This is a genomic window from Marinomonas sp. NPDC078689 (assembly GCF_044542435.1).
Classification (GTDB): Bacteria; Pseudomonadota; Gammaproteobacteria; order Pseudomonadales; family Marinomonadaceae; genus Marinomonas; species Marinomonas arenicola.
The window spans coordinates 319,589-336,499 of record NZ_JBITUJ010000001.1 but is presented as its reverse complement, the minus strand read 5'-3'; the positions used below and the strand labels follow the sequence as shown (position 1 = coordinate 336,499).

Annotated in this window: 19 protein-coding genes and 1 tRNA gene; 6 read left to right on the top strand and 14 right to left on the bottom strand. The window is 45.2% G+C overall.

Features of this window, described 5'->3' with window-relative positions; translation table 11 throughout:
* From ACIGBN_RS01500 to ACIGBN_RS01455, 10 genes are all read right to left on the bottom strand, one after another.
* Positions 1 to 1,092, bottom strand: coding sequence for a flagellar basal body P-ring protein FlgI (locus ACIGBN_RS01500; protein ID WP_133001803.1), 1,092 nt, complete (start codon positions 1,090 to 1,092; stop codon positions 1 to 3).
* A 98-nt stretch (positions 1,093 to 1,190) separates the two neighbouring features.
* Positions 1,191 to 2,048, bottom strand: a complete 858-nt coding sequence (locus ACIGBN_RS01495; protein WP_133001804.1) for a flagellar basal body L-ring protein FlgH — start codon at positions 2,046 to 2,048, stop codon at positions 1,191 to 1,193.
* A 15-nt stretch (positions 2,049 to 2,063) separates the two neighbouring features.
* Positions 2,064 to 2,849, bottom strand: coding sequence for a flagellar basal-body rod protein FlgG (flgG, locus tag ACIGBN_RS01490; RefSeq protein WP_133001805.1), 786 nt, complete (start codon positions 2,847 to 2,849; stop codon positions 2,064 to 2,066).
* 73 nt (positions 2,850 to 2,922) lie between these two features.
* Complete coding sequence (gene flgF / locus ACIGBN_RS01485) at positions 2,923 to 3,669, bottom strand: flagellar basal-body rod protein FlgF (RefSeq protein WP_133001806.1); 747 nt, start codon at positions 3,667 to 3,669, stop codon at positions 2,923 to 2,925.
* Positions 3,670 to 3,818: 149 nt separating this feature from the next.
* Positions 3,819 to 5,516, bottom strand: coding sequence for a flagellar hook-basal body complex protein (locus ACIGBN_RS01480; RefSeq protein WP_396663254.1), 1,698 nt, complete (start codon positions 5,514 to 5,516; stop codon positions 3,819 to 3,821).
* A gap of 12 nt (positions 5,517 to 5,528) precedes the next feature.
* The gene (locus ACIGBN_RS01475) at positions 5,529 to 6,242 is read right to left on the bottom strand and encodes a flagellar hook assembly protein FlgD (protein WP_133001808.1); all 714 of its coding nucleotides are present in this window, start codon (positions 6,240 to 6,242) and stop codon (positions 5,529 to 5,531) included.
* Between the two features lie 9 nt (positions 6,243 to 6,251).
* On the bottom strand, positions 6,252 to 6,701 hold the full coding sequence (gene flgC, locus ACIGBN_RS01470) for a flagellar basal body rod protein FlgC (RefSeq protein WP_133001809.1): 450 nt from the start codon (positions 6,699 to 6,701) through the stop codon (positions 6,252 to 6,254).
* 5 nt (positions 6,702 to 6,706) lie between these two features.
* Positions 6,707 to 7,099, bottom strand: coding sequence for a flagellar basal body rod protein FlgB (flgB, locus tag ACIGBN_RS01465; protein WP_133001810.1), 393 nt, complete (start codon positions 7,097 to 7,099; stop codon positions 6,707 to 6,709).
* A gap of 205 nt (positions 7,100 to 7,304) precedes the next feature.
* On the bottom strand, positions 7,305 to 8,141 hold the full coding sequence (locus tag ACIGBN_RS01460; RefSeq protein ID WP_396663251.1) for a CheR family methyltransferase: 837 nt from the start codon (positions 8,139 to 8,141) through the stop codon (positions 7,305 to 7,307).
* A gap of 63 nt (positions 8,142 to 8,204) precedes the next feature.
* On the bottom strand, positions 8,205 to 9,134 hold the full coding sequence (locus ACIGBN_RS01455; RefSeq protein ID WP_133001812.1) for a chemotaxis protein CheV: 930 nt from the start codon (positions 9,132 to 9,134) through the stop codon (positions 8,205 to 8,207).
* A gap of 130 nt (positions 9,135 to 9,264) precedes the next feature.
* Between ACIGBN_RS01455 and flgA the strand changes: the two genes are divergently transcribed.
* From flgA to ACIGBN_RS01435, 4 genes are all read left to right on the top strand, one after another.
* Entirely contained in the window at positions 9,265 to 9,957 is a 693-nt protein-coding gene (gene flgA, locus ACIGBN_RS01450) for a flagellar basal body P-ring formation chaperone FlgA (RefSeq protein WP_133001813.1), read from the top strand.
* A 105-nt stretch (positions 9,958 to 10,062) separates the two neighbouring features.
* Positions 10,063 to 10,380 (top strand): flagellar biosynthesis anti-sigma factor FlgM, encoded by a 318-nt coding sequence (gene flgM / locus ACIGBN_RS01445; protein ID WP_133001814.1) that lies wholly within the window; start codon positions 10,063 to 10,065, stop codon positions 10,378 to 10,380.
* A 34-nt stretch (positions 10,381 to 10,414) separates the two neighbouring features.
* Positions 10,415 to 10,894 carry a flagella synthesis protein FlgN gene (locus ACIGBN_RS01440; RefSeq protein WP_396663248.1) on the top strand — a complete coding sequence of 160 codons (480 nt, stop codon included), beginning with the start codon at positions 10,415 to 10,417 and terminating at the stop codon, positions 10,892 to 10,894.
* A gap of 85 nt (positions 10,895 to 10,979) precedes the next feature.
* Positions 10,980 to 11,055 (top strand) — tRNA-Arg (locus tag ACIGBN_RS01435).
* A gap of 50 nt (positions 11,056 to 11,105) precedes the next feature.
* Here ACIGBN_RS01435 and ACIGBN_RS01430 read toward each other — a convergent pair.
* The 4 genes from ACIGBN_RS01430 to ACIGBN_RS01415 are packed head-to-tail and all read right to left on the bottom strand — an operon-like array spanning position 11,106 to position 13,990.
* Positions 11,106 to 11,513: an OsmC family protein gene (locus ACIGBN_RS01430; RefSeq protein ID WP_396663246.1), complete on the bottom strand. Its 408-nt coding sequence runs from the start codon at positions 11,511 to 11,513 to the stop codon at positions 11,106 to 11,108.
* A 21-nt stretch (positions 11,514 to 11,534) separates the two neighbouring features.
* Positions 11,535 to 12,347: an indole-3-glycerol phosphate synthase TrpC gene (gene trpC / locus ACIGBN_RS01425; protein WP_396663244.1), complete on the bottom strand. Its 813-nt coding sequence runs from the start codon at positions 12,345 to 12,347 to the stop codon at positions 11,535 to 11,537.
* A 20-nt stretch (positions 12,348 to 12,367) separates the two neighbouring features.
* Positions 12,368 to 13,402, bottom strand: coding sequence for an anthranilate phosphoribosyltransferase (trpD, locus tag ACIGBN_RS01420; protein ID WP_396663242.1), 1,035 nt, complete (start codon positions 13,400 to 13,402; stop codon positions 12,368 to 12,370).
* A 9-nt stretch (positions 13,403 to 13,411) separates the two neighbouring features.
* Positions 13,412 to 13,990 carry an aminodeoxychorismate/anthranilate synthase component II gene (locus ACIGBN_RS01415; RefSeq protein WP_133001819.1) on the bottom strand — a complete coding sequence of 193 codons (579 nt, stop codon included), beginning with the start codon at positions 13,988 to 13,990 and terminating at the stop codon, positions 13,412 to 13,414.
* A gap of 342 nt (positions 13,991 to 14,332) precedes the next feature.
* On the opposite strand from ACIGBN_RS01415, the gene ACIGBN_RS01410 reads away from it, so the two are divergent.
* Positions 14,333 to 15,664, top strand: coding sequence for a magnesium transporter (locus tag ACIGBN_RS01410; protein WP_133001820.1), 1,332 nt, complete (start codon positions 14,333 to 14,335; stop codon positions 15,662 to 15,664).
* 51 nt (positions 15,665 to 15,715) lie between these two features.
* Complete coding sequence (locus ACIGBN_RS01405) at positions 15,716 to 16,852, top strand: mechanosensitive ion channel family protein (protein WP_133001821.1); 1,137 nt, start codon at positions 15,716 to 15,718, stop codon at positions 16,850 to 16,852.
* Positions 16,853 to 16,911: the final 59 nt, after the last annotated feature.

Here is a 16,911-nt window from a genome sequence, read left to right as displayed (position 1 = left end):
CTATATCACAACAAAATCAGCGTTGATCGCGCCGGCTTCTTTCAGGCCTTCCAAAATAGCCATCACATCACCCGGTGCCGCACCGACCTGATTCACAGCTCGAACAATATCATTCAGCGAGGTTCCTGGATTAAAAACAAACATATGCCCACTGTTTTTATCCACTTGGACATTGTTATTACGAGGCGACAATATGGTCTCCCCTCCCGTCAAGGTGCCATCTTGGCCAGGCACTGGTGGCGCCTGTTTTATCGTAACGGTTAAGCTGCCGTGAGTAATCGCCGCCGGAGAGACTTTCACATGTTGACCAATCACAATCGTCCCAGTACGGGAATTAATAACGATGCGCGCTCTCTCCTCGCCAACCTTGACATCCAAATTTTCTAAAATAGACAAGAAAGTGACACGCTGACTGGAGTCTCGTGGCGCCGTAACTCGAATCGATGTAGCGTCTAGGGTTTTCGCCACACCAGGCCCTAACAAGCCATTGATTTTATCTGTGACTTGTTTGGCCGTGGTAAAATCAGGACGATTGAGATTAAAGGTAAGCGTATCGCCATTCACAAAACTGTTGGGAACAGAACGCTCAACACTGGCGCCGTTTGGAATCAAGCCAACCGTTGGGATACTCAGTGAAGAACGTGAGCCATCCGCACCGTCAACACCTAAACCACCCACGACAAGATTCCCTTGAGCAACCGCATACACCTGCCCATCGGCCCCTTTCAGCGTCGACAGTAAAAGTGTTCCGCCACGTAAAGACGCTGCATTACCAATCGATGACGCCGTAATATCAATTTTTTGACCCGGCTTTGAAAAAGGCGGCAAGGTGGCGGTTAAAGACACCGCGGCGACGTTTTTAGAGGTTGCTGTCACACCGGCTGGTAGCGTCACGCCAAAGCGTGACAACATGCTCGCAAAACTCTGGTTCGTAAAAGGCGTACTGTCTCCAGTACCATTCAAACCAATCACCAAACCATACCCGAACAATTGGTTATCTCGCACGCCTTGCACACTGGCTATGTCTTTTAAACGCTCAGCAAACACCCCAAAAGAGAGGAAGGCCGTCAAGATTAATGCTACATACTTCATGTCTATCACCCTTGTTGAGACCTCTGGTCTCAAGCGCTATTTCGCTAATTAAATAAGTGCCCAATGGCATTAGCTAACCGGTTAAATCAGTTGCCCTGTTAATTCGGCATTTCTCTAGAATTTAATAACCGGCTCACCCATCCTTGCTCGCTTCCTGCGGCCACTTCCCCAGTGCCAGAGTAAGTAATTCGAGCATCAGCAACACGCCCAGACTCGACGGTATTATCTGGGGAGATATCTCTTTTTCTTACCACACCAGTGAAGCGTAAGTACTCATTACCCTGGTTTAACTTAAGCCATTTTTCACCACGAACCGCCAACAATCCGTTCGGGTAAACTCGATATACCGTAACCGTAATGGTGCCAGCTAAACTGTTATTTTGATCCGCGGATGCGTTGCCTGAAAAGTTTGTCGTTTGTGCCGGCACATCAGTGTCCATGTTCAATGTTTGGCCTAGCACTTTAGGATCTGGAATCGTAGCGGACGCCGTTTTTGATATGGCGGCCGTATTCGCCTTAGTGGATGTCGTGCTCTCATTAAGGTTAATAGTAAGTATATCCCCTACTTTATTGGCGGTTTGGTCGCCAAAAAACACATCGCCCATACTGGCTTTATAAATGCCTCCAGTAGGCGCCTGAGGCGGTTCAATGCCATCAGGGTAAACCGGTGCATAAGCGGGATCGTCCGACTGAATGTGTTCCGTCACTTTTGGACCTGACATAGGGTTTGTAGGATCAGGAACATAGCCTTTACGAGGCGCTTCTTTTTCCGGTTCCTTGTCTTCAGCATCGGCTGCTTCACCGTCATCTGTTACCGCATCAGCCACAGCGTTAACCGCCGCGGCACCCGCGCCAGCAGCAGCGGCATTAGCCACTTCTTGCTGATCAATATTCCATGACAAACAACCACTTAAGCAGGTTGTGAGCAGCACTAAAAATGCTAATTTGATGTTCATATCCGTGCACCAATCCTAGAGCTGTTGTATTGCAAAGCTCATCATACCATCTGCAGATGCAATCACTTTAGAGTTCATTTCATACGCTCTTTGCGTCGTAATCATGTTCACCAACTCTTCGATTGAATTTACATTGGAAGCTTCCAGCATACCTTGCCCTAGAGTCCCCAGAGAATCTGTCCCTGGCGCCCCAACAATCGCAGGACCGCTGGCATTGGTTTCTGTGTATAAATTCGCACCGATGGAATCCAAGCCTGTCGGATTGACAAACCCAGCCAAGTTAATCGCGCCGACCTGCTGCATGTCGGTTTGGCCTGCTTTTTTCACAGACACAACGCCATCCTGGGCAATATCGATCTCAGTAACGTCTGGGTCAATCTGAATACCTGGGTCGATTAACAAGCCATTAGAAGTCACCAAGTTACCATCGCTGTTTAATTGCAAGCTGCCGTTTCGCGTATACGCCATAGTGCCATCTGGCTGCACGACTTGCAGAAAGCCTTTTCCTTGAATGGCCACATCCAGTTTTCGGTCGGTAACATTAAAATCACCATCAGAAAAATCTTTCTGGGTAGCACCGACTTTAACACCGGTACCTAACTGCAAACCCGATGGCAGCTCGGCATTTTGCGCACTAAGACCACCTGGCGCACGAACCGTTTTATACATTAGGTCTTCGAAGACAGCACGGTCCTTTTTAAACGCCGTTGTGGATACGTTAGCCAAGTTGTTGGCAACAACATTTAGCTGTTTATCCATGGCGCTCAAACCTGTTTTACTTACCCAAAGCGCTGAATTCATAGAAGCCTCTTTTTTATAAATACTAAAACGTTAAATACTGATAACAGAAAACACATAAAACGAACGACTTGAATTAAGCGTTACGCTGTAAAATTCTTGCTGATGCGGCACTGTCTTCACGAATCGTGTCCATCATTTTTATGCTCATTTCGAAACGGCGAGAAAGATCCATAATGTGCGTCATTTCTTCAACCGCATTCACATTACTACCCTCAATAAAACCCGAGGCTAGCTGAATATTTGGATCTATGTCGAGAACCTGACCTGGCGTTTTTGAATGGATCAAGCCATCTTCGCCTTTGCGAATTGAATCAGTGTCTGGGTTAACCAGTTTAATCTGATCAATGACCGCTACTTCATTCGCAGCGCCACCTTGAGGAACAATAGAAATAGAGCCATCAGAAGTGATAGTAAGACTTTGTAGAGGCGGTAAAAAAATAGGCCCGTTATTTCCGACTACCGGTAATCCTCTCCCAGTCACCAGTTGCCCACCTGCATTGATCTGTAAATCTCCAGCACGGGTATAAGCTTCTTGGCCTTCACTGTCATAAACGGAAATAAAGCCTTTTCCTTTGACCGCCACATCCAGATTTCTTCCGGTCTGAATCATGTCACCTTGAGAGTATCGAGTAGCAGGGTTTTCGGTCATAGCATAGACACGGCTAGGGTAGTAGTCGCCATTTACCTGCATGGATCTAGCTTGCTCAAAATCTGCTCGAAAGCCTGTGGTATTAACATTAGCCAAATTATTGGCATGTATTGTCTGGGCGTTCATGGTTTGAACCCCACCACTCATTGCAAGATATAACGCTCTATCCATTCCCCTTCCCCTCAATAACAACTCTCTATCCTAGAGTTACTATCAAAAACTGTACCAACTCGTAAGAAATTAAAAAATAAGTAAAAATTGGACAAAAAAAAGCCGTAACACAGTTCGTGTTACGGCTTTTTTTAACGTTCTCAGTGAACCTAACGCAGGTTAATAATCGTCTGCGTGACCGTGTTTTCGGTCTCTAATGTCTTAGAGTTGGCTTGATAGTTACGCTGTGCCTCTATCAAAGCCACCAATTCAGAGGTCAAATCCACATTTGACTCTTCAAGCGCGCCACCCTGAACACTGCCCAGTGTTCCACTGTTTGGCCGACCAACACTTGCTGGGCCAGAATCTTTCCCTGCCACCCAAGCCGTATCACCATCTGGCACCAAACCGTCGGTATTATCAAAGGTTGCCAAGGCTAACTGGCCAAGTGTTGCCGTTTGTTGGTTGGTGTAAGTCGCAATAAGGTTACCGTCTTCATCAAAAGACACCCCTTGCAACTCACCCGCTGAAAAACCGTCCTGTTTCAATTCATCTGTGCTATCCAGAGCAAACTGAGTTGAACCTGTTAAATCCACAGGAATAATTGAATTTCGGTTGGTCGGGTCAAAGCCTTGAATTTGCAACTGAACAGGCTGAGAAGAACCAAAAGGTGGAATTCCTTTATAAGCGCCCGACAAATTACCCGCTGGATCAAAGGTCACTACTGTGTCTTTATCAAGGTAGCGTTTGTCTTCGCCTGTGGTCGGGTCAATATAAGACTCTTTACCATCCACCGTCGCTCGCAATTCATAGGTATTATCTTCACCTTGCTGAATAAAGTAATAACCCAAGGTATGAGTCTCACCTAGCGCATCGTAAACATTTTTGGTGTTGCCATAACTGTAAGAAGATGGGTCTTTTGGATCGAATGCTGGACGCGCAATATTATCTGGCGTACGTACTAGCGTTGGATCCAACGTGCCAGCAATGGCGACCCCATTCAAAGTACCGCCTGCTGCGATTGGGTTCTTCGTCAAATTCGCAATGTCCGTCACCGTTGGTTCAGCGGCACCGCTATACAAGAGTGAGAATGGCGGCTCATCCACGCCATCACCATTATAATCCGATGCCTCTGCGCCATTAAATGTCGCATAGGTTGGCTGCATAAAAGGCGCGCCAGTATCGTCTGTCGACTTACCATCAACCGTGGCATACACCTCGTACGTATTGGGCATTTTACTTTTAGCGTAGTAGTAGCTAATAAGGTGGTTATTGCCATTACCATCTGCAACGGTTTGCGTTTGCGTATAATCGTAAGTGTCCGGATTGGCAGGATCGAAATCAGCACGGATATAAGGAGGAACATCTTCCCCTTCAGAGTTCAAGTTCACTTTCAACTCAACCGATGAAGTCGCCTTAGGTGGAATACGGGCAGTGGGTACAACCATATCCTCTAAGTTACCGCCAATGATGCCATCGACCGCATTATAACCCTGCACTTTAGAACCCGCATTCGTAACCAAGTTACCATCCGCATTCAATTTAAATTCACCAGCGCGAGTATAGGCCTGAGTTCCAGCCCCAGCGTCCAATACAAAAAAGCCTGTCCCATCTACCGCCAAATCTAAATTGTTGTCGGTATAAGCAAGGTTACCGGATGAGAATTCTTGTGAAACGCTAGCAACGCTAACACCTGAACCAATAACGTTACTGCTGCCTGCTCCCAACACATTACTGTTGTAAAGGTCATTAAATTCGATGCGCGATTTTTTAAAGCCTGTTGTGTCTGCGTTGGCAATATTGTTACCTGTCACGCTTAAGTAGTCAGCAGACGCTTTAATACCCGATAATGCTGTATTGAACCCCATATTACGCTCCAGTTATCCTAATATTTCCAATTCGTTTGTTAGTTTGACCTTACCGTGATTTTCCACGTTCAAAACCGTACCGTCTGGACCATTGATCGTGACCCCTTGAATCCGGCTTGGCAGCTGAGTCGATAAAGCAGACACCTCGCCTTTGTCATTCACGATCGAGGCGGCAAAACGATATTCGCCAGGCGGCAAAACATTTCCGGCGTCGTCTTTCTTATCCCAATCATACTGCCCACTATCAAGCTTAGCGGTGCGCACCAGTTGATTATTGGCGTCGTAAATTTTTAACGTTGCCGACTTAGCACCCTCTGGCAGCACTGTTTTTAATGCCACATCTTCTTGTGAGTCTGTAACCGTGGTTTTATCTGCCTTCATCATGAGCGACTTGCCAACTAAGCTAGAAGCCCCCACAGCCTGATTTGACGTCAGCGAAGTGGTCATATTCTTAAGCTGATCCGAAATACTAGACAACTTTTCCAATGAGCTAAATTGAGACATCTGAGACACCATATCATTGGTATCTTGGGGCGCTGTTGGGTCTTGCCCTTTCAACTGCTCAATATAAAGTTTCAAAAAGACGTTTTTATCCGCAAGACCGCCAGTGGCGTCTTTTTTCGCCACCTCTTCCGGCTTTTCTATGCCCGCTTTCGATTTTGCGCCGTCCGTGCCGTATTGAGATATCAGGCTCTTTAAGCCATTGTTTTCAGATATATTTGCCATATCTCACCTCTATGACTGACCTAGCGTAAGCATCTTCTGCATCATGCTTTTCGCCGAATTCATAATTTCCACATTGGTTTGAAAAGATCGAGAGGCAGACATCATATCGGCCATTTCTTCAATGGGATTTACATTAGGGTAGTAGACATACCCTTCTTCATTAGCCATTGGATTATCTGGCTCGTAACGAGGCTTTAAAGGCGCATCAGACTCGACAATGCCATCAACCTTAACCCCAACACCTGCTCCTGTGTCATCAACACCAGCACCATTCCAGCCACTCTTTTGCATCTCGTCATTCATCATCTGAGAGAACACAGGCTTACGCGCCCGATAGGTCTGATCAGCAGAACTTGCCACGCTATCCACGTTGGCCATATTACTTGCAATGGTGTTCAAACGAATCGTTTGAGCGCTCATTGCAGACCCAGAAATGGTAAAAATATTACTCAAAGACATGGCTATTAATTCCCTGTGAGGGCTTTTTTCAGGCCGCTAATTTTTCTGTCCAAAAACATAAAGCTGGTATCAAAGCGCATGGAGTTTTGTGCGTACTCCGCCTGCTCACGCTGCATGTCTACTGTATTACCATCTAAAGAAGGCTGGCTTGGATTCCGGTAGAAGAGCCCACTATCGTCATCGGCAGCGCTACTTCCTTGTATATGTTGATCGTCGTCACTGGCTAAGCGCAGCTTATTTTTCGCTTCGTCAAACATAGAGCCGAAGGTGATGTCTCTAGCCTTATAATTCGGCGTATCAGCATTGGCAATATTATTTGCCAAGACAGAAGCTCTCGCACTTCTAAACTCCAGCATCTTGTCATGCCCTGCAAACGCTTGATTAAATGATATGGCCACACCACCTCCTAACGACAAATACTTAAAACCTAACATTCTTTAAGCAATATCGATGCCAAATAAAAAACCTTTATTATTCAATAGGTTAAAATTCAACACCTTATATCCGGCAAAAATCGGCAAGGCATCTCAAACAGACAGCAACAAAAAAAGCCCGTACCTTGGTGCTACCAAAGTACGGGCTTTTAATCTGTACAATCTTGTTTTAAAGCGACTTAGCTCTATACACTATGCCTGGATGACATTGCACAATCTCAAACAGAGAGGACAAGCCACTTAACGCCTCAGAGCCACCAAGAAACAAATAGCCGCCAGGATTAAGCGAAGCGTGCATGCGCTTCAAAATATCCAACTTAAGTTCCCCATTAAAATAAATCAGCACATTACGGCAAAAAATAATGTCAAATTTGCCTAGTGACGAAAATGGCTCAATCAGGTTCAAATACCTAAAATCGACTCGAGCACTTAAATGCGGTTTTATTTTCCAAGTAGACACATCGACTTTATCAAAATACTTGTGCTGCAAATCCGCACCGAGACCACGAGCAATGGCCAAACTGTCGTATTCCCCTTGCTTAGCGTGCTGCAAAATATTCGTACAAATATCCGTTGCTACAATTCGCTCGCCTGCTTTTAAGACGCCAGGTCTGAGAGACTTAAACTCATCAATCACCATACTGATAGAGTAAGGCTCTTGGCCAGTAGAAGACGCGGCGGACCATATTTTAAGGGGCCTGGCCGTCATCTCTGGCAACACTTTATTCTTCAAAATAGTAAACGGGTGAGAATCACGAAACCACAAGGTTTCGTTAGTCGTCATAGCATTAATCACTTCTTCTTTGAGCCTCGCACTGCCGGCACGCTCTAACACGTCGACCAGCTGCTCAATTTTAGTAAAATTCTCCCTCTCAAGGGTTTTTCCTAACCGGCTAGCAACAAGATATTGCTTATTCTCACTAAGAGAAATACCACAAGCCTTTTGTAGGAAATTTCTAAACCTAAGATAACCATTAGGTGTAATTGCATTTGTACTACTGAGCATTAAAACTCCTAAAGCAGCAGACAATAAAAGCGCATCGAGACACGGCTCGATTATAACAATGTATCAATCCGCTTGAACCTGAACCGTCTCAATCGCTAAGCGCGCTAATTCATCAGGTTGAAATTTCGCTAAGAACCCATCCGCTCCTACCTTCTTCACCATCGCCTCATTGAAAACGCCGCTCAATGAAGTATGAAGGAGTATGAACAAATCCTGTAAACGGCTGTCATTTCGAATTGCCGTGGTCAAGGTATAGCCATCCATCTCAGGCATTTCGATGTCTGAAATAACCATGGCAAATTCTTTCGTCACATCCGCACCATCAGCCACCATGCCTTGCAGATAGTTTAAGGCTTCACGCCCATCATTTAATACTGTGGTTGCAAAACCCACTTGTTCCATACAACGCTTGATCTGCTTACGGGCAACAGACGAATCATCAACAATAAGAATATGATGTTTCTTAGCATTATTTTGCACGCCTTCGTTGACGATCCCATCAGATATATCCTGACGAGTTGGCGCCACCTCGGACAAAATTTGTTCCACATCGATGATTTCAACCATCTCTTTGTCTACTTGGCAGACAGCAGTAAGATAATTGTCATTCAGCAAGCCTCTTGGAGGTGGTTGTATATCACTCCAATTCATATTCACGATACGCTCAACACCACGCACTAAGAAACCCTGAATACGACGGTTATACTCAGTAATAATGACAAAGCACTGCCCGATATTTTCCATTGGGCTCGCGCCTGTTGCCAACCCTAAGTCTAAAATAGGAATGGTGCCACCACGAATATGCGCCACACCCCTAACAACCGGGTTGCTGTGCGGTAAAGCGGTCAGTTTAGGACACTGCAATACTTCTTTTACTTTAAAAACATTGATCCCGTAAATCTGTTTTCCATTCAGTCGAAAAAGCAGTAATTCGAGGCGGTTCTCCCCAACTAGCTGGGTACGCTGGTTAACGCTATCGAGAACACTAGCCATAAATGTCTCCTAAAATATGTATACGTAAAGTGAGTATTAAGTCAGACTCATTAATATTAAAATATAAAGCCATAATAGAGGGATTATCCCTATTTTACTAATAACTTAACAATAACAAAGAGAGTTAATTATGTCGTCAGTAAGGCTAATAATAGCCTTTGCTTGCCTCCAAGCCAGTTATAGCTTCGCTTTATCGGTAACCGAGCAAATTCACAACTATATTAATCTTGTTGAGATTCCAAGACTGGCAAGCGTGTACCCCGATGCCGACATTAAAATTGATCTCAATAATCAAGCCGCTCTGAGCTACTTGCCAGATTGCCAAGACACCAAGATAACAATAGAAAACCAACGCCCTAACGCGTCAAAACGCACTACCTACGCGATATCCTGCACATCGCCTGAATGGAAGTCCTTTGTGCCGGTCACCCAAACCATTTTAATTTCTGCCATCAAAGCGACCTCACCGATCAACCGCGGGCAGACCATTAACCAGCAAAACACAGACATTGGCCAAGTTGATATCACAAGTCTTAGAGGGCAAGTTTTTACTAAAAGTCACCCACCTTACGGATTAATTGCTTCTCGCAACTTACGCATTAATGCGTTCATCACCGACAACGTCACGAAACAGCCGACGCTGATCAAAAAAGGCGAGCGCATCTTAATTACAGCAAGAACCGGCAATATCGTCGTGAAAATGAATGGCAAAGCACTAGAGAATGGCATTAAAGGTCAACAAATTCGCGTACAAAACACCAGTTCGGGGCGAATTATATACGCGAAAGTTGTAACCGACAGTGAGGTTCTTGTAAACTACTAAGCAGTGTTTCATTGCGATGTATAAATATCGGCTTTTTCTACTAAAGTTTTCCAACTCAAAGCCGTTAAAGCTAGTAGGCAAATCATTCGAGGCGGTAATAACCCAATGGCAATAAATTTTACAGGGATATCAAATCAGGGCAACGTTGCTAAAAACAACCGTACACCTGTAGAAGATTCCACTACATCGAAAGCTTCTGTTGACGCCAACACGTCGAGCAGCGGTGGCATTATGGCCGAAGATACCGTCAAGCTCAGTGGCGCCGCTCAAACACTGCAAAATCAAGAATCCAAAATTAATGGCCTTTCTGACATTGATCAGCAAAAAGTAGATCAAATCAAACAAGCCATTGCATCTGGAAACTACAAAATCGACTCGCAAAAACTTGCCAGCAACATGGCTTCTATGGATTCATTATTCTAGACTGTTACTAATACAGTCTTAATTGGTTTGCCTTATGCTGCCCATCGTTCCTGTTTTTCTAAGAAGCAAAGAAATACTGCAACAGCTATCCTCTCTGCTTGATAGCGAACGAGTCGCATTTGGTGAGTTAAACAGCGAAGCCATTGTCAGTATCGCCACCGAAAAAAGCACCCTCCTTGATGAAATGAACTTGCTAAATGAGCGCAGAGTCAATCTACTCATTAAGTTCAATATCCTTGACCGCAAGAAACCGTCCGAAGAAGATTTCAAAGTATGGCTTTCTGAGCAAGACAGCTCAATGGATGAAACCCGCCAACTTATGGAAGACTGCGAAGCCCTGCTCACAATCTGCAAAACAAAGAACCAAAGTAATGCTCGCATTCTTAGCACCTTGCAAAAGCGCAACAAACACCTTTTTGAGTTACTGCAAGGTCATAATGACAAAAGTAAAGTCTACACTTCCAGAGGCGCCACCCGCCCAATTAGTAGCAAACACACGCTAGGAAGAGCCTAAAATACTCATACAAATCAATTATTTCCCGCTTCAGAATTTGAGTTAGCGTGCAAAATCAGGTATAAATCTCAGATCGAAAGATAATGTCCCCTTAGTTCAGCCGGATAGAACAAGGACCTCCTAAGTCTTAGACGTGAGTTCGAATCTCGCAGGGGACACCAGACACAAAAAAAGAGCGTTACCGCTCTTTTTAAACGCACAGAAAGTGCTGTTATTCTGCTTCTATCACCTCAAAGCTATGAACAATCTTCACACCGCCTTTTTCAAGCATCAAAGACGCAGAACAATATTCTTCAGCCGATAGCTTAACGGCGCGCTCTACCACCTTGTCCTTGAGGTTACGCCCAGCCACTACAAAATGAACGCGTATTTCAGTAAAAACGGACGGAACGGTATCCGCACGATCCGCGTCAATCTTAGCCACACAAGAGACCACATCTTGACGAGATTTTTTAAGAATATTCACCACATCATAAGAGGTGCAACCACCTAAGCCGGCCAATAAGAGCTCCATTGGGCGAGCGCCTGCTTGTTGATTACCATCTATTTCAATACTAAAGCCTGAGCCTGTTTGTGCGGTAAAATGCACATCTTCTTGCCATGTTACTTCGGTTTTCATCGTCTAACCTTCTTTACAATCTTAATCAAAAAGCTCTGCCAATTTTTCACCTGGATTTTGCGCTTTCATAAAGGCTTCACCAACCAAAAAGGCATGTATATTGTTTTGACGCATTAGCGCCACATCATCGCGTGAATGAATACCACTTTCCGTCACAATTAGACGATTTTCAGGAACGCCTTTCATCAACTCAAAAGTATGATCTAGGCTTAATTCAAAGGTATGCAAGTCTCTATTGTTAATGCCTAACAATTCTGTCTCGGTATACTCCAATGCAAGCTCCAATTCTGCCTGATTGTGAACCTCAACCAAAACATCCATCCCCAACTCTCGCGCCAAGGAATCAAACGCTTTCAGTTGAGCACCATCTAAACAGGCCGCAATCAGAAGAATGCAATCCGCTCCAATCGCACGAGATTCCATTATTTGGTATTCATCGACCATGAAATCTTTGCGAATCACTGGCAACTTGCAGGCATTACGCGCCTCGACCAGATAATCCTCATGGCCCATGAAAAAATCGTGATCGGTTAGTACAGACAAACACGCAGCGCCATACTGCTCATAAGAGCGAGCAATTTGTGCTGGCGAAAAATTTTCTCGCAAAACGCCTTTACTAGGGGATGCTTTCTTTACTTCTGCGATTACCCCAGCGTTACCCGCTGCCACCTTGTTACGCAGCGCCTGAGCAAAGCCTCTTGTCGCATTATGAACATTGGCGACAGAAGCGGCCACTTCCAAATTCGCATAAGAGGTTTGGGCTTTACGCGCCTCTATTTCTTCAAACTTACGCGCGACAATTTTTCTTAAAATGGTTGGAATTTCTACTTGCATAACAACATCCTTCGCTTTACTTACTCAGCGTTTTTATAATAACGGGTAAAACTAGCCAACTCAGAAAGCTTCACTTTCGCCAGCCCACTACCAATCATGTCTTCCGCCATTTCTACGCCTTGCTTTAGCGTGTCAGCGACACCACAAACATAGATAGCTGCACCAGCATTTAACGCCACAATATCGCGCGCCGGATTCTCAATACCCTTGCCTTCTAATGCCGTTTTCACCAGCACCAAGCTGTTACTTGAATCTGTGGCTTGCAAGCTTTCAAGAGATTGGGTCGGAATCCCAAAGTCTTCCGGTGCAACCGTATATTCTGAGATCTCACCGTTTTTCAACTCGGCGACATACGTCGGTGCGCCAATGCTAATTTCGTCCAAGCCATCTTGAGAATGAACCACCATCACATGCTCACTGCCTAATGCCTTAAGCACTTCGGCAATGGGACGAACCCACTCTTTCGCGAAAACACCCATCACCTGATTCTTAGTACCAGCCGGATTAGTCAGCGGCCCTAATAAGTTAAAAATCGTTCGTGTGGCCATTTCTTTACGAGGGCCTACTGCGTACTTCATTGCAGAGTGATGATTTGGCGCGAACATAAAACCCAAACCAATTTCTTCAACACAACGACAGACTTGCTCCGCGCTTAAATCAAGGTAGATTCCCGCCTCTTCCAATACATCGGCACTGCCCGATTTGGAGGAAACAGAACGCCCGCCATGCTTAGCAACCTTGCCACCAGCAGCAGCCACCACAAACGCCGACGCCGTAGACACATTAAATAAGTTACCGCCATCGCCCCCGGTACCACAGGTATCGACCAAATTGTCTAATGGCAAATCAACCTTCATAGACAATTCGCGCATTACCTCTGCGGCGGCTGTAATTTCGGCGACGGTTTCGCCTTTCATTCGTAAACCGATTAAGAATCCGCCAATTTGAGCGGGTGTGGCTTTTCCTGTCATTATATCGGTCATAACAAGACGCATTTGATCACTGGTCAAATCCTGATGACTCGCTACCGCTGAGATTGCTTTTTGGATATCCACCCGTTTCTCCTATCGCGTCAAAAAATTTGCTAACAAGGCGTGTCCCGCCTCAGTCAAAATAGATTCTGGGTGAAATTGCACCCCTTCTACAGGTAGGGACTTATGTCGCATCCCCATAATTTCGTCTCGATTACCGTCTTGGTCCTGTGTCCAAGCCGTCACCTCAAAGCAGTCCGGTAAACTGGTTTCATCAACAATCAGAGAATGATAACGCGTTGCTCTTTGCGGATTCGGTAAGCCTTGAAATACAGACGTGCCATGGTGATAAATAAGCGAGGTTTTCCCATGCATGACATTTTTAGCACGAATCACATCCCCACCAAAGACTTGCCCAATACTTTGATGGCCTAAGCAAATGCCTAAAATAGGAATTTTACCGGCAAATTCACGAATCGCGTCCATCGAAATACCGGCTTCATTTGGCGTACAAGGGCCCGGCGAAATAACCAAATGAGAAGGCGCAAGCTGTGCAATTTCTTCTAGGCTAATTTCATCGTTTCGGTAAACACAAACTTCAGCGCCTAATTCACGAAAATACTGCACTAGGTTGTAAGTAAAAGAGTCGTAATTATCGATCATTAACAGCATGTTTGTACTAACTCTTTAAATTCATATAAGGCATTAAAATACACGGTTATGGTTTCATCTAGCTGGCGCGTCTTTTCGCCTCACCGCAGGGAAGCATAACATTCGTTAGAGCTCGATTTTAAAGGATTTGCCTCACGAACACTAACACCTTTCTCTGACGTTGGAGCGATTGCCTCGCTCTCTAAATAAAAACACAACAAAATATCAAGAAAGCTAAGCCTTATTCAATTTTTTCGTCAAAAAGTACTTAACAATCGTCTCTTGTTTGAAACAATCACCGTTATACTTCACACTAACGCTCCATCGCTACTTCCTCTCTTTTTTGGTTATAAAGGACATGCTGTGCACAACCAAGTTGCAGACCTTATTGAAGCACTAATTCAAGATGAGTACTCCTATGAGTCCATCGGCAAAGCCATAGCCGAATTAACACCAGACGATGTGGCGCTGGCATTAGAGTCCATTCCGCTCGCACAAAGAACGAGAGCGTGGCAGAACATAAAACAAGCGAATCGCCTCGATATTTTGGTTGAAATGCGAGGTGAATCTCGACGTCTGCTGTTAAAAGAGCTTGATGAATCTGACATTGAAGCCTTATTTGCAGATGTTGACGCTGAAGATTTGCTCGAGATTGCGGATTCCCTACCTGACAAAATGGTAGATCTCGCACTCAACCAAATGGACCATAAACAGAGAGAATACTACCAAAAAGGGATTGTCTATGATGATGACCTTGTTGGCCGCTGGATGGATCATGAGTTGCTCATCACCTCGCAAAGCATTCGCTCATCAGAAGCATTGCGCTTACTTAAAAAGAGCACCCCCAATTACACCGACATGATTTACTTGGTTAATCGCACCGGACGCTGGGTTGGTTGCGTGAAGTTTGACGCCCTATTCAAAGCCCAAGGGCACGAAGCGATATCCAGTTTAGTAGACGATGACTGCCCCTTTATTTTGGCAACAACCGAGCTGACAAAAGCCGCTGAGCAACTCGAAAGGGCAGAGCTTTCTGCCTTACCCGTGGTGGATGAAAATCACATATTATTAGGTCGCTTCCATACTGGACTCGCACTGGAAAGCCTGCGACTTGCCTATGAAACACAGCAAATGACGACAGCAGGTTTAAACGAAGAGTCGGACCTATTTGCCCCGGTAAAACGCAGCGCGGCGACGCGAGGAATTTGGCTTGGCATCAACCTTTTAACGGCTTTTTTAGCGTCTTCTTTTATTGGTCTCTTTGAAGCGACCCTCCAGCAAGTGGTCGCTCTTGCGGTATTGATGCCTATTGTTGCGTCAATGGGAGGCATCGCCGGTAGCCAAACACTCACATTGATCGTACGAGGCTTAGCGCTAGGGCAAATCACCCGCAGCAACTTAAAATCTTTGCTTTCAAAAGAACTAAAAGTCGGCATATTAAACGGCATTCTCTGGGCCATCGTCATTGGAGTGGTCACACTTTGGTGGTTTGAAAACCCTATGTTGGGGGCTGTTATCGGCATGGCCATTATCGTCAATATTATTATGGCCGCTTTTTCTGGTGTCATCATCCCTGTTGTTTTAGACAAACTCAAAATCGACCCCGCGCTTTCTGGCTCCGTCATTTTAACCACGGTGACAGACATCGCAGGCTTTGTCGCTTTCTTAGGGTTGGGCACACTCTTTCTTCTTTAACCAGATTACGATGCATTTTTTAGCACTAAACAAAACAGGACAAGACAGACAATGACTTGGGAAACAGCACAAACATACTTAGGGTTAGGCGACTCCAATATGCACTGGATAGTGCGTGTTTTTATCGTCGTTTTACTCACCCTTATCGTCAACTTTATTGCTGTGCGAGTATTAGGCCGCATTGAGCACCACCTAGGGAAGACCAAAAACCCTTGGGACAACGTGCTGATCCAAGCCACTCAAAAACCAATTGGGGTCTTTATTTGGCTCGTTGGTCTCTCGGTTGCCGCGGAAATATCAGGCACGGAATTAGACCCGAAATTTGCCTCCCTCATCAGCGCAGTCCGTGAAGTCGGTATCATTACGCTGCTTGCTTGGTTTGTATTAAGGTTTATAAAAGGCGCAGAAACCACCCTTACTACGTCCGAAAAAATAGCCTCTAAAGTAGATTACACGACGGCGGGAGCCATCAGTAAGCTACTTAGAGTCTCCGTTATCATTACCGCCATGCTCGTTATCCTACAAACCTTGGGATACAGTATTTCTGGGGTGTTAGCCTTTGGTGGGGTCGGCGGTATTGCCGTTGGTTTTGCCGCTAAAGATCTGCTAGCCAACTTTTTTGGTGGCCTAGTGGTCTATTTAGACCGACCTTTTGTGGTCGGCGACTGGATTCGCTCGCCAGACAAAAACATTGAAGGTACGGTGGAAAACATAGGCTGGCGCCAAACACGCATCAGAACATTTGATAAACGCCCTTTGTATGTTCCCAACTCAACCTTCTCTTTAATTTCGGTCGAAAACCCATCACGAATGAGCCACCGCCGAATTAACGAAACCATCGGTGTTCGTTATGATGATTTCAGCAAATTGCCTGACATTATTGCCGAGGTAAAAGAAATGATCGCCAACCATGATGATTTAGACATGAGCCAAACATGCATGGTGAACTTTAACCAGTTTGGCCCCTCTTCTTTGGATTTCTTTATCTACACTTTCACCAAGACAGTTGATTGGAAAATTTTCCACAACGTCAAACAAGACGTATTGTTTAAAATCATGGCCATTATTGAATCCCATGGCGCTGAAGTCGCTTTCCCAACGCACACAGTCCATATGGCAAACCATGCTCATATGCCATTTGACCACACGCCAGAAGGTGACGCTTCCACCGCTGAGAAAGGCCAATAGAAAACAAAAAAGGGTCAAGCGGCGAACCGACTTGACCCTTTTTATCCTCTGTATGTCTT